General features: G+C 64.8%; 12 protein-coding genes. 6 read left to right on the top strand and 6 right to left on the bottom strand.

The window, feature by feature from the left end; all coding sequences use genetic code 11:
- Window positions 1-4: 4 nt before the first annotated feature.
- Together A5740_RS02300 and A5740_RS02295 are read right to left on the bottom strand one after the other, a co-directional pair.
- Window positions 5-1,483 carry an NAD(P)/FAD-dependent oxidoreductase gene (locus tag A5740_RS02300; protein WP_254849050.1) on the bottom strand — a complete coding sequence of 493 codons (1,479 nt, stop codon included), beginning with the start codon at window positions 1,481-1,483 and terminating at the stop codon, window positions 5-7.
- A gap of 3 nt (window positions 1,484-1,486) precedes the next feature.
- Entirely contained in the window at window positions 1,487-2,419 is a 933-nt protein-coding gene (locus A5740_RS02295; RefSeq protein ID WP_076191129.1) for a metal-dependent hydrolase, read from the bottom strand.
- A 117-nt stretch (window positions 2,420-2,536) separates the two neighbouring features.
- Here A5740_RS02295 and A5740_RS02290 point away from each other — a divergent pair, with 117 nt between their 5' ends.
- Window positions 2,537-3,082 (top strand): TetR/AcrR family transcriptional regulator, encoded by a 546-nt coding sequence (locus tag A5740_RS02290; protein WP_076191127.1) that lies wholly within the window; start codon window positions 2,537-2,539, stop codon window positions 3,080-3,082.
- Here the strand turns inward: A5740_RS02290 and A5740_RS02285 are convergent.
- Window positions 3,068-3,892, bottom strand: a complete 825-nt coding sequence (locus tag A5740_RS02285; RefSeq protein ID WP_371454703.1) for an alpha/beta fold hydrolase — start codon at window positions 3,890-3,892, stop codon at window positions 3,068-3,070. The two genes, A5740_RS02290 and A5740_RS02285, sit on opposite strands and share 15 nt — an antisense overlap.
- 115 nt (window positions 3,893-4,007) lie before the next feature.
- Here A5740_RS02285 and A5740_RS02280 point away from each other — a divergent pair, with 115 nt between their 5' ends.
- Genes A5740_RS02280 through A5740_RS02260 form a run of 5 tightly spaced genes read left to right on the top strand, consistent with a single transcriptional unit; the run spans window position 4,008 to window position 10,354 of the window.
- Window positions 4,008-5,792: an NAD(P)/FAD-dependent oxidoreductase gene (locus A5740_RS02280; protein ID WP_083653903.1), complete on the top strand. Its 1,785-nt coding sequence runs from the start codon at window positions 4,008-4,010 to the stop codon at window positions 5,790-5,792.
- Complete coding sequence (locus tag A5740_RS02275; protein WP_076191121.1) at window positions 5,789-7,330, top strand: SDR family NAD(P)-dependent oxidoreductase; 1,542 nt, start codon at window positions 5,789-5,791, stop codon at window positions 7,328-7,330. Before A5740_RS02280 ends, A5740_RS02275 begins: the two co-directional genes overlap by 4 nt.
- Window positions 7,327-8,202 (top strand): amidohydrolase, encoded by an 876-nt coding sequence (locus A5740_RS02270; RefSeq protein ID WP_076191119.1) that lies wholly within the window; start codon window positions 7,327-7,329, stop codon window positions 8,200-8,202. The genes A5740_RS02275 and A5740_RS02270 overlap by 4 nt, the downstream gene beginning before the upstream one ends.
- Complete coding sequence (locus tag A5740_RS02265) at window positions 8,196-8,900, top strand: SDR family NAD(P)-dependent oxidoreductase (RefSeq protein ID WP_076191117.1); 705 nt, start codon at window positions 8,196-8,198, stop codon at window positions 8,898-8,900. Before A5740_RS02270 ends, A5740_RS02265 begins: the two co-directional genes overlap by 7 nt.
- Window positions 8,897-10,354, top strand: a complete 1,458-nt coding sequence (locus tag A5740_RS02260; RefSeq protein ID WP_076191115.1) for a class I adenylate-forming enzyme family protein — start codon at window positions 8,897-8,899, stop codon at window positions 10,352-10,354. Before A5740_RS02265 ends, A5740_RS02260 begins: the two co-directional genes overlap by 4 nt.
- Before the next feature lie 6 nt (window positions 10,355-10,360).
- Here the strand turns inward: A5740_RS02260 and A5740_RS02255 are convergent, their stop codons facing one another.
- The 3 genes from A5740_RS02255 to A5740_RS02245 all read right to left on the bottom strand — a co-directional run bounded on the left by A5740_RS02255 (window position 10,361) and on the right by A5740_RS02245 (window position 12,667).
- On the bottom strand, window positions 10,361-10,810 hold the full coding sequence (locus A5740_RS02255; protein ID WP_076191113.1) for a VOC family protein: 450 nt from the start codon (window positions 10,808-10,810) through the stop codon (window positions 10,361-10,363).
- 125 nt (window positions 10,811-10,935) lie between these two features.
- Window positions 10,936-11,544 carry a TetR/AcrR family transcriptional regulator gene (locus A5740_RS02250; protein ID WP_076191111.1) on the bottom strand — a complete coding sequence of 203 codons (609 nt, stop codon included), beginning with the start codon at window positions 11,542-11,544 and terminating at the stop codon, window positions 10,936-10,938.
- A gap of 91 nt (window positions 11,545-11,635) precedes the next feature.
- A complete protein-coding gene (locus A5740_RS02245) occupies window positions 11,636-12,667 on the bottom strand; it encodes an alcohol dehydrogenase catalytic domain-containing protein (RefSeq protein WP_076191109.1) in 1,032 nt (343 codons plus the stop codon).
- Window positions 12,668-13,070: the final 403 nt, after the last annotated feature.

Here is a 13,070-nt window from a genome sequence, read left to right as displayed (position 1 = left end):
CTCGTCAAATCGCAGTCAGAGTCGTGCCGGCCACCGACAGGTGGTAGTCCGCCAGACGGGGAGTTCGCAGCATTTCACCGAAAACCTTTCCGCTGTATGGAAACTGGGTAACGATCTTGCCGCTCGAGTGTCTGTAGTAATTGTTGCAGTTCGAAAGCCACACCGTGCCCCGCATCGCCGCCTGGATATCGGAGTTGTAGCGGGCGTGGATTTCCTGCCGGACCTCCACACTGCACTCGCGGCGCTCGGCCATGGCATCCAGCAGTTGGCGGATGTATGCCGATTGGACCTCGAGGATGTGAATGATGGAGGTGACACCGTTGGTGTTGGGACCATAGAGGGTGAACAGATTCGGGTAACCGGGAATCGCGGTGCCGAGGTAGGCCTCCGCACCGTCCCGCCACGCCTCCCCCAGCCGTATCCCCCCTCGGCCGATGACCTCCAGGGTCCTCAGGTAGTCGGCCGCCCGGAACCCTGTTCCGTAGATCACCGTATCGACGCGGTGTTCGCCGCCATCGGCGGTACGTAGTCCGCCGGCGGTGAACTCCACAATCGGCGAGGTCACCAGCGAGACGTTCGGCAGGTTGAAGGTCGGCCACCAGTTCCCGGACAGCAGCGGACGTTTGCAGCCCAACGGGTAATCCGGCGTCAGCTTCGCCCGCAGCACCGGATCGGTGATCGTGCGATGCAGGTACTTGCGGGACATTTCGGTCGAATCTCTGGTCTGACGACCACTTTCGGTGAAATCAGCCATCTCGTACTGCTGTTGCGCCGCAGTTCGCAGTTTCCACGCGGCTTCGGGATGTTGGGCGAACAGTTGCTGTTGCTCGGAGCTGAACGGTTCGTCTGGGCGCGGCATCACCCAGATCGGACTGCGCTGGAAGACCGTGAGATGCCGGGTTTCTCGGGCGATCGCCGGGACGTACTGCACAGCGCTGGCCCCGGTGCCGATCGAGGCCACCCGCTCCCCTGCGGTCGAGCGTGATTGGTCCCAACGAGATGAGTGGAAGATGCGACCACCGAAACGCTCGGCACCGGGGATATCCGGAACGTTGGGCACGTCGAGCATTCCGACGGCGCTCACCACCACATCGAACCGGTACTGACGGCCGTCCTCCGTCTCTACCGACCATTGTTGCTCGGTGTCGGACCAGCGCAACGCTTGTACGGCGGTGTTGGCTATCAGCCGGCTGCCGAGACCGTGGTCGTCGGCGACACGCTCCAGGTAGGCGAGGATCTCCGGCTGGTCGGCGAAGGTCTTACTCCAGAACGGGTTGAGCGCAAACGAGAAAGAGTAGAAGTGTGACGGCACGTCGCAGGACGCCCCCGGGTAGGTGTTGTTGCGCCAGGTGCCACCGAACCCGTCATTGCGGTCGAAGATGACAAAGTCGTAATCGCCGGCAGCGAGCGACACCCCCATGGCGATGCCGCCGGGACCCGCGCCGATGACCGCGACAGAAGGCTTTTCCGATCGTGGTGTCAACCTCTAGTCCTTTCCTTGACGATCACTCGGGACGAACGTGGTCATGTCCGCACCTCGCGCGTACTCGGCCATCCAAGTCGCAGCCCAGGTCGGCAACGGTTGGTCGGCGGGATCGTGGTATGGGGTTTGTGACAGGACCAAACGCCAGCCCATCCGCGCCAGGTCACCCGTCGGTACGGAACCGAAAAGCGTTGGCGAGAGACCGAGGCGTTTCCTGCGACGGCCGGCCGTGCCCCGGAACTTGAACTCGTCGACGAACATCGCCGGAGACATCAGCTCCTCGGCCGAGACGATTCGATCTTCGAGCGGCACCTCTGCATCGATAACGCGAGCGATCGAGGCGGCCACTTCGCCGATGTGCTGGAACGTGCGCCGGATGTGGCGGACGCGGTACCACCTGCTGGGCGCCAGGTGGTTACAGAGAATGAGCCCAGAACTTCGGTGTTCGATCTCTTCGACGAAGTGCCACATCATCAGGGCGGCCACTCGCTTGTCTGCGCCCGCAAAGAGCGAATTCCTGTTGTCCAGAATCACTTTGAACAGCGGCGTGAAGGTGGCTTCGAGATTGGCGACATAGGCGGCGTGGAACTCGACAGGGTGATCGTCGATCAGCTCGTCGAATGCCTCGGTGGCGCTGCCGTAAGCGCGTTCCAGCCCCGGATACCGGGCGATCAACGCCGCCATGTGCTTGCGGTGCGCTGCGGCATGCTGACCTTCCTGCCGCAGAAAAGCATCTGCCTCCGCCGCAACCGTCGGAGCCCGGTCGAACACATCCTGCGCTTGCCGAAGCGCCTTGATGAGGTATCGCTCGAACGGCACCGCGATGAAGGTGAAGGCGTTGCAGAACATGGCGAAGTTCGGGTTGGCCGGCTGCCAGAGGAACGGCACCGTGGGATCGAAGTCCCACCGGATCTTGCGGACCACCAGATCGGTCACCGAATGTCACCCCGTTACGCGCTCACGTCTTAACATGGACGCACTGCAGCAGCAGTGCGGGCTAGATCAGTGTTACATGAGACGGCTTCTGTGTAAACAACCCGAGGAGGTGGCAGCGTGCCCGCTGGCGGTGAGCAGTCCATCCGCGCCCGGATTCTGGACGCCACCTTCGAGGTGATTGCGCGGTGCGGACGCAACGCACTACAACTCCAGGATGTGGCCGCGACCGCCGGTGTGTCACGGCCGACGGTGTATCGGTATTTCGGGTCCAAGGACGGTCTGCTGGAGGCCTTCGCACTCTACGAACAGGACAACTTTGCCGCCGGGATGGCTATGGCGACGGCAGGGTTGCGTGGCGATGATCGGGTCGATGCCACGCTGCAGTTCATCGTCGACTACCAGTTCTCGCACTCACTTGCCACGCTCGTCGAACTGGAACCGGAGTATTCGATCACCCAGATGAAGCGAGTGCTGCCGATGATGGAGGACGGCATGCGCAGGGTCCTGTCCGGCGACAACGCTGAGATCGCCGCCTCCGCGGTTGTTCGAATCGCGGTGTGCCATTACCTGGTTGGCGGCGGAGACAGGGCAAGTTTCCTTGGGGAGTTACGCCACGCGGCAGGTCTGCAGCCGCATCGACGACGCAGGTCAGTCGCAGGATAACCAGCCGGCGATCTCGGCGGCGATCTCGGCAGGGCGTTCCAGATGCAGAAAGTGCCCCGCCCCGTCAATCAGTCGATACCGCGATCCGGGTGCGGGTAGATGCGCGGATACTGCCCCCAGCAACTCGGCACCGATCGCCCCGTCGCGCGAACCGTGCAGGTACAGCGTCGGCACCGCAGGATCCGCCAGCGAGGCGGCGGCTTCGCCGGCGACGTCGGCATCCTGGAACGCCGCGTTGAAGGACGCCCGGTAGGGACTGAGCACGTCGGCGATATTCGCTGCGCCGATATGCCTGCGCAGCATGTCGATGTCCTCCGCGGCGTCGTATCCCGGTGACCAATCCGACCACAACGACTCCCAGAACCCTGGTTCCAGCAGCGCCGATTCCGCGAGGCCGACCTGCTGGATGAACCAGATGTAGAAGGACCTCTTCAGCTGGGGGTAGGAGAAGATACCGGCGCCGATCGCAGCTGTCGGCGGAACCGCCAGCGCCACAAAGCGGTGAAAGGCACTCGGTTCGGTGGCCACCGCTCCGTATCCGGCGTTGGCGCCCCAGTCATGTCCGATGAGCACCGTGCGCTCGTCCCCACTGCAGGCCGACCGTTCGGCGACGATGCGCCGAACGTAGGTTCCTACGCTCACCGGCCCGTCGGCCGGGTGTTGATAGCCAGGCAGCCACGGCGCTGACACACGGTAACCCGCGTCGGCAAGCACCGGACCCAGATGCCGCCAGGTATGCGGAGTGTCCGGGAAGCCATGAACCAGGATGGCCAGAGGCTTGGTCAGATCCGATATGTCACCGTAGGTCACCCGCGGCATTGAGACCCCATTCCTATTTACATAGCGATGCCGGTATGTAACCCTACGCTAGGCTTTACATAGATAGGGTCATTCGTAACAGCTTCGGTCGTTGGGAAGGAGAAATGTGTCCTTCGACCCCAATGCCGTCCGCGCCAAGTACCTGGCCGAACGTGACAAGCGACTGGTTCCCGGACGGGCGGCCCTCCGCGACATGGCCCACGATGAACAGATCGCGGGGTTCCTGACCGACCCCTTCACCCCGTGGCGCGACCGCGAACCCATCGACGACGATCCTGATGTCGTGATCCTGGGTGGCGGAATCGCCGGTTTGCTCGCCGGGGTCGAGCTGCGCAAGGCCGGTGTTGAGCGTATTCGGATCGTCGACCGCGCCGGCGGCGTCGGCGGCACGTGGTACTGGAACCGCTATCCGGGGGTGATGTGCGATGTGGAGTCCTACCAGTACATGCCGCTGCTGGAGGAACTCGACTACATCCCGTCCCGGCGCTACGCCTACGGCGAGGAAATTCTCGGGCACCTGCAAGCGATCGCCGACCGCTTCGATCTAGCGCGGGAAGCGCTGTTCCACACCGGGATCGAACGGGCGATATGGAATGAGGACTTCGGCAGGTGGGCGATACATACCGACCGCGGAGACCTGCTCACCGCACGGTATTACGTGCTGGCGCCCGGAATCCTGAACCTGCTCAAGCTGCCTGCGATTTCGGGAATGGACGACTTCGCCGGCAAGGCTTTTCATTCGGCACGCTGGGACTATAGCTACACCGGCGGTTCCCCCGGCGCCCCGTTGACGTCATTGGCCGACAGAGCCGTCGCTCTGGTCGGCAACGGAGCCAGTGGACTGCAGGCGCTACCGCCATTGGCCGGGGCCGCTCGTCATGTGTACGTGTTCCAACGCACCCCGTCGGCGGTCGGGGTCCGCGACAATCGACCAACCGATCCCGAGCTCGCCGAGGGGTTGACGCCGGGGTGGCAGAAGCGACGGATGGACAACTTTCAATCCATCATGTTGGGGAGGCCGGTCGACGTTGATCTGACCGCCGACGGATGGACGAAACACTATGCTGCCGTCCAGAACCCGCCGCGGCTCGCCGGTGCCGGAGTCACAGAATTCATACGCAACGCCGAACGACTCGACTTCGAGATCATGGAAGAACACCGGAACAGGATCGATCGACTGGTCTTCGATCCCGACGTGGCGGCGGCTCTCAAGCCCTATTACCGGTACCTGTGCAAGCGCCCGTGTTTCCACGACGAGTACTTCGAAGCGTTCAACCGATCGAATGTCACACTCGTCAGTTGCCCCACCGGAATCGACCGGATCACCGCAAGTGGTCCGGTGGTCGACGGTCGAGAGTTCGACGTCGACTGCATCATCTACGCAACGGGTTTCGAGGCCGAGGTGACACCGCTGCAGCGCCGCGTCGGCCACCAGATCATCGGCCGCGGCGGTATCACCCTGGCCGACAAGTGGGCAGACGGCGCAACCAGCCTGTTCGGCATGATGAGTCGCGGTTTCCCCAATCTGTTCGCCATGCCGGCGCCGGGCCAACAGTCCGTCGTCACCGTGAACTACACCCAGCTCGCGGTGCTCGGAGCCGAGTTCATCGCCGGCACCGTGGCACAGCTGGCCAAACGGGAGATCGACGTTTTCGATGTCAGCGCCGACGCCGAGTCCGACTGGGTGAGGCAAATCGTCGAGACCTTCGTCGACCCCAGCGCGGTGATGGGGGCGTGCACGCCGTCTCGTCTCAACAACGAGGGAAATCCCGGCGCCATCAGGCCCCAGGACACCAACTATGGTCGGGGGTTCGGCGACTACTTCGCCTACCGTGATCTGCTCGAGAGTTGGCTCGCTGCAGAAGATCTGGCCGGTCTGGAGTTGTCATGACCGGCAGGAAGCGGGTGGTCGTCGTCACCGGCGGCGGCGGTGGGATCGGCGCGGCCGTCGCCCGGGCTTTGGGGCGGGCCGGCGACTTCGTGGTGACACTGGATCCGCTGGTTTCGCTGGACGGGGCACAGACCCTGCCAGTCCCCGAATTCACCAGCGCCGACCAGATCATCGCCGACGGCGGCGACGCCCGCACCTCGGATGTTTCCGTCACCGATGCAGCCGCCCTGCGGGCACTGTTCGCCGAGCTGGCCGACGAGTTCGGCGGCCTCGACGCGGTGGTCAACTCCGCCGGTATCAGCCGTCCCACCAGCTACACCACCGGCAGCACACGCGACTGGCAGGATGTGCTCGACGTGCACCTCGACGGCTACCTCAATGTGCTGCGCGCCGCGATGCCCTTGATGGCGACCGCCGGGCGGGGACACATCCTGGGCGTCACGTCCGGGTCAGGTTGGCGCGCCGCCGATACCGGCGCCTACGGTTGCGCCAAGCGTGCCGTGGCGGCGCTCACGTGGCAGATCGGCCGGCAGGCCCCGGATGGCGTCTTCGTCAACGCCATCTCCCCCATCGCCGCGACCCGGATGGTCGCTTCCGCGCAGCGGAGCGCGAACAGCACGTCGACCACCGGCGGGTTGTCCCTCGCCGCCATGCCGGACCCCGATGACCTCGGCGCGCTCGCCGCGCATCTGGTCGCCGACGATTTCACCGCCTGCCGCGGTCGGGTACTTTTCACCGCGGGCTCGGAAGTTGCCGTGGTCGACGAACCTCGACTCATCGAAGTCGTCCGACACCCCGGCGTACCCCTCGACGCCGCGGCCAAGATTGCGCTGGGGCCTGCGGAGACACGGCAGGTCACCGGCGGCGGCAGCAATCGCCGGTTCGGAGGCGTCCGGGGGGATGACTCCCCCACGGTCGCCTCGCAGTTGTGCGCGGTGATCACCGAGTCACCTGCAGCGGCCTCGGCGATCACCAGGGCACTTCAGGACCGGGCCGTGACCGCGATCAGTATGACCGATCCCGCATCGCTCACGACTGTCGCGGACCTCGATGCCGTCGTCGTCACATCGTCAACCTCGCCGGTCATGGAACCATCGGGCTGGCGCCGGACACTGCATGAGCACGCCGACACCGCGACTCAGATCGCGGCGGACGCTGGATGGAGCAGAGCGGTCGCCGAGCTGGCGGCCCACCGCCGGAACCCCCTCCGACTGGTCACCGTGCACGACGCGACCACTGCTGCCGGCCGCACCCGAGCCCAGGCGGCCTGCCAACTCGCTCGGGCCGGTCGCACCGCCACCGACGGCCGGGTACTGCACTTCGCCGTCAGCAACGAATCCGGTTCTGTACCCGCCGAAGTCGTCGCCCATCTGGTATGCAGTCCACAGGCTGACGACTTGGCCGGGGCCGAACTCGTCGCCGGCGCAGGATGGTTCGGGTTACGCGGCCACCCGCGTCCGATAGGAAGCCTGAGCATCGCCAGCCCGGATCTGCCTCCGTGGTTCGACGCAGTCCTGCGGGAAATGGTGCCGCAATGAGTGAGACAACCCGCCCCCAGCGCATCGTCGACGCCCATGTGCATCTGTGGGATCCGGCGCGGACCGACTGGTATCCCTATCTCAACACCGACCAGGCGCAGCTCGGTATGGGCGATGTGAGTGCGATGGTCCGCCGGTTCGACGTCGTCGACTACCTCGCCGAGGTCGGCGACTGGCCCGTCGAGAAGTTCGTGAACGTCGCCGCCGCGACCAACCGGTTCTCCATCGACGAGACACTCGAACTCGACCGTCGTGCAGGCGAGCGGGGTGGCCCGCACGCGATAATCGGCGGTCTGCCCTCCTTCGAATCCGTGTCGGAAGCCGTGGCCGCTCTGGACACCCAGATGGCCGCGTCGCGATTCCGTGGCGTCCGCCCGATGGGCACCCAGCAAGGAGCGTTGCCCGCCGACGAGATGCTCGGGGCGCTCACCGAACGCGACCTCCTGCTTGAACTCATGACCCACCCCGATCAGCTCACGGACGCGGCGCGCGGCCTTGGCAACCACACCGACCTGCTGGTGGTGGTGGAACACACCGGATGGCCACGCGATGACTCCGACGAAGAGCACCGACTCTGGCGCCGGGGTCTGCGCGCACTGGCCGAAGTCGGCCCCAACGTCATGTGCAAGCTCTCCGGTCTCGCCATGCCCCTCAAGTCGATGGACGTCGCCGTCCTCATGCCATGGTTGGAGTACGCCATCGACACCTTCGGCGTGGATCGGTGCTGCTTCGCCAGCAACTTCCCGGTCGACGGCCTGCACGGCACACTGCAACAACTCTGGGATGTCTACTCGGCTTCCACCGAGGGTCTGTCCGCAGAAGCGAGGGAAAAGATCTTCGCCACCAACGCCGAACGGATCTACCGATGCTGAAGCGGACCGCAGTGATCACCGGTGGCAGTGGAGGAATCGGCCAAGCCTGCGGCCGCCAGCTCGCCGCGCGGGGTTACGACGTCGTACTCATGGCGCGCCGTGACGCCCCGCTGCGCAAAGCGGCCGACGAGATCGGTGCGCGGTACATCGTCGCCGATGCGGCCTCGCCGTCATCTTTCGACGAGGCTGTCTCCGGCCTGTCTCGCATCGACCTGCTGGTGCATGCCGCAGGCGTTCTCGACGGCACCTATGCCCGCAAGCAGTCCTTTGATCAGTGGCGAACGACGTTGTCGGCCAATCTGGATTCATGCTTCGTCGTGACACAGGCCGCGCTGCCCAAGATGCAGGCGGGCTCACGATTCGTCTTCGTCTCGTCGTCGGCCGCACACGAACCCATGCCCGGCCGGACGGCCTATTCGGCCTCCAAGGCCGGTATGAACGCCTTCGCCAGAGCGCTGGCTCTAGAGGTCGACCGCGACGGTATCAACGTCAACATCGTGACCCCGGGCCCGGTGGAGACCGACATGCTGACCGACGTCCCCTTCGCGATGCACGCAGTAACAGCCGACGACGTGGCCCAGGCGGTGGTGTTCCTCGACACGGTGCCTGCGTCGGTGGATTTGCCGGAAATTCACCTCAACGCGATCACCCGAGGCCCCCACGCCCGCCCACCCACCGTTCCCAGGGATCGGTCATGACCGGGATCCCATACGGCCGCCGCCTCACCGAGTTGGCACGCGACCGTTCCGCCGAGGTCGCACTGATCTTCATCGCCCGCGACGGCACCGTGACACCGGTGTCCTGGCAGCAGCTCGAGGGCGATGCGAACGCCACGGGAAGGGCCTTACAGGCCAGCGGCGTCGCCGCCGGATCATTTGTGGCACTGTCCATCCCGAACTCGGTGCAGCTGATCACGACCGCGCTGGCGGCATGGAAGATCGGTGCAGTCCCCATCCCCATGCGGTGGGACCTACCGGAGTGGGAGCGCGATCGGCTGCTGGAGGTCATCACACCCGCGTTTGTCCTGGACAGTGCCAGCGCTCCCGATCTGGAAGCCCTTGCCGCCGAACAATCACAGGAGGCGCTCCCGACCCTGATCTCGCCGGCGGAGAACGGGATCTGCAGTTCCGGCTCGACCGGCCTGCCGAAGATCATCCTCAACACCGCGCCGGCTGTCTGGACGCCCGCTTCCAGCGAGCCGTTCATGACGCACTGGGCCCCCGTGAGACGGCCACAGACGATTCTGGTGCCCGCCCCGATGTACCACACCAACGGCTTCATCCCGCTGCGGTTCCTGCTGGGCGGAGATCTGCTGGTGGTGCTGGAACGTTTCGACGCGGGCACCTTTCTCGAGGCGGTGGAACAACACCGCGTCACCACCTTCACCGCCACCCCGACGATGCTGTCTCGACTGGCCGACAGCCCCGACATCGGCTCTCGGGATCTGTCCAGCATCGAGTGGATTCTGCAGGGAGCGGCAGTGATGCCGCCGACGGTACTGCGCCGTTGGTTCGATCTGCTCAGCCCCGAACGTGTGGTGCTGTCCTACGGGATGACCGAGAACCTGGGGCTGACCGCACTGCGCGGCGATGACTGGCAGCACCACCCCGGTAGCGTGGGCCGGGGGTTCCGGGGCACCGAAATCAAGATTCTCGACGAGGCCGGTGCCGAACTGCCCGCTGGTTCTGTCGGCGACATCTATCTGCGCGCCCCGATCACCGGGCGGTACCGCTACCTGGGTGGGGCGCCCCAGCTACCCACCACAGCAGACGGCTTCACCTCCGCGGGCGACCTCGGACATCTCGACGCCGACGGCTATCTCTACATCGCGGACCGGCGTACGGACATGATCGTGACCGGCGGAGCCAACGTCTACCCCGCCGAGATCGAATCCGCTCTGATCGGGCACCCCAATATCGCGGACGTCGTGGTGATCGGGCTCACCGATCCACGCTGGGGACGCCGGGTGCACGCCGTAGTGCAGATTGCGACCGAACTGGACTCGCCGAGTGAGCAAGAAGTCATCGACTTCGCACGAACCCGACTGGCGCCCTACAAGGTTCCCAAAACGGTGGAGTTCGTCGATGAGATCCCGCGCACCGCGGCAACCAAAGTCAACCGCGCCGCGCTGGTGCGGGCTCGCGGCGGCTGACAACCGTCATGGGCGTGGCGGCAGCGCTTTCAACCACTCCAGGGTCAGCAGTTCCAATAGCTGACCATCGGGGTCGTGGACCATAGCCGAGCGCTCAGAGACGGTGTCATCGAGAACCGCGCCGCCGAACTGCGGCACCAGCTCCAACGCAGCCGACAGATCCGGCACGGACAATGAAATGTGCGTCAGGCCAATCTGATCCATGACTCGATCAGGTGCGTCAGTGGGCTGGCGCCGAGCGTAGCTGAGTAGTTCGAGCACCAACCCGTCGCGCACCAGATAGGTGGCACGGAGACCTATTGGCGGCTCCAGTCGAAGCAGGCGATCTGTACCTGCATCGGGCGGTTCGAGTTCCCACCAGAATTCGAAACCGAGCACATGCTCATAAAAATCACGCGCCGCCTGGGGGTTCCGGACACACAGGCCGACATGGTTAAACACCACTTCCGTTGCCACGCTTTGAACTTACCCGGCCCATCGGCTGTGGGTAAGCCCCCGGGAGTGCCGGCGTCGCGGGGCTGAGGACGACTACGCCGGGGCGGGCATGGGTGTGGTCGGCTTGGTCGGGCATTGCCTCAGTCTCAGCGGTGTGAGGCGATCTCGGATTGCAGTACCGGCGCCACCCAGCGGCGCAAATATGTGCGGAGCGTCGGGCCGCTGCGTGCCGGCCGGCCCGGGTCGATCATGAACGATTGCAGGATCCGCAGCATGTATTCGACCAGATCGTCGAGATCATCGTCGCCGAACCCCATTCCCGCCCAGTCGACGTCGAGTCCGGCTAGCAGCGCGTGGCCGAACCGGACACAGGTATCGGAGGTGATGCGGGTGGATGCCTTGGTGAAATCGTGCACAAGCATCACCTGGATGGCTCGTGCCTTCGGCAGCCACTCCAAGGTATAGGCCAGGCTTTCCACCAATGCCTCGACTGGATCGGTGATCCCGGTCAGGTGTTCGGCCAGCGGCTCCAGAAACCGCAGACCTGACCGGGTCGCTGCAGCGTCCAGCAGGGCGCCAGGCCCGGGGAAATGGTTGTATACGGTCTGGCGTGATACGCCTAGTGAGCGAGCGACATCGACTATGCGCATGTCGACCCCGCGCTCCTCGATGGCGTCATCGGCAGCATCCAGGATGCGGTCGACAGCTTCCTCATCAGTAGCCGGGGTCGATCCGCCCCATCCGCGGGTCCGCACGATCCGACCTTACCGTCGTCGACGCGGGACGGACATCGCGGCGCAGCCACGAGCTGGTCTTTCGGTGCCGGGCATGATGTGGAACCGACGCCTAGGGAATCAGCAGGACCTTGGTGCAGTCAGGACTGCGCCGCGACACCATCTCGTACGCGTGAGGTGCCTGCTCCAAACCGTAGCGGTGGGTGATGATCCCCGACGTGTCGAGACGTCCCGCCAATATCAGCGGCAGTAGCTCACGCCATGCGCTCTGCACTGCGGCCATCGAGGCGCGCAGCGTGATCGACTTGTACACCGCCTGCAGCATCGGAAATGGGTAGGGCGCCACATCGTGGATTCCCACCACCGAGATCGTGCCGCCGTTACGGACGGCGCCAATCGCAGAATCGAGCGAGGCATCCGTGGCCACCGCATCGATCACCACATCGACCCCTCGACCGTTGGTCGCCGCCAAGATCGCCCCGATCACGTCAGGACCCTCGATCGTCGTCGCGCCGTAGGTTTGGGCTAGCGCTCGTCGCCCTGTCACCGGGTCGTAGGCAAAGACTGTGGCCGCACCCTGCTGCCATGCGCAGCGCACCGCGCACTGCCCAACCGCACCCAAGCCCAATATCAGCACACTGTTGCCGGCGCCAACCTCTCCGCGACGGGCGGCCGTCCACGCGGTGGCCAGGTTGTCAGCCAGCAGTACGCCCTCCTCGTCGGTGATGTCCTCCGGGATCGGCAGCAAGGTGGCGTCGGCGGCAGGCACCGCGAGCAACTCGGCCTGGGCGCCCGGGAGGGGCCCCCCGAAACCGAACAATGCCGAACCGTGCTCGCAGGTCGCAGGGTTGCCCCCGGCACATCCGTGGCAGTGCCCGCATCCGGTGATGCACGAAACCACCACCCGATCCCCCAGCTTGACGGTGCGCACGGCGTCGCCGACCTCGATGACAGTCCCCACCGCCTCATGCCCGACGGCCAGTCCATCTACGGCCGGCAGATCACCGTCGTAGAAATGCAGATCCGACCCGCAGATGCCGGTCGCCTCCACAGCGACAACCGCTCCTTGTGCTCCAGGCAATGTGGGATCCGGCCGTGCAGCAACTGTCACTTTTCCTCTCGCATCCATGATCACTGCACGCATTGCGTCTCCTAACGTCACCGAACACCTCTCGCGCCCAGATGCTAATCCATGAATGGACGCAACTATGAAACTGTCAATCCGCCGCCTCGCACTGTTGCCACCTTCTCTTCACGATGGCCGGGATGCGCTCAGCCGCAACCGGAAGCAACGCTATTGGACACTATTGACATTGTGTCCATCCGATCGTTAGTCTCGGCGCTGGAACATTCCGAAAGGCTGCTCAGGGTGGAGCAATTCAAGCGGTGGCTGGGAACAGCCCTCTCGCACGCCGCAACCACCGCTGCGGCACCGTCGCCAGCCCGGTCCAACCCATGTAGAACGACTCCTCCGCACCTGCATCAGTTGCTGATCGCTGAGCGTGACATCCACCTCGAGACCGTCGACAACCTCGTCGGCTCCACCA

Origin of the sequence: Mycobacterium sp. GA-1841, from assembly GCF_001954135.1 — a bacterium.
Classification (GTDB): domain Bacteria; phylum Actinomycetota; class Actinomycetes; order Mycobacteriales; family Mycobacteriaceae; genus Mycobacterium.
This window is presented reverse-complemented; position numbering and strand designations above follow the sequence as displayed.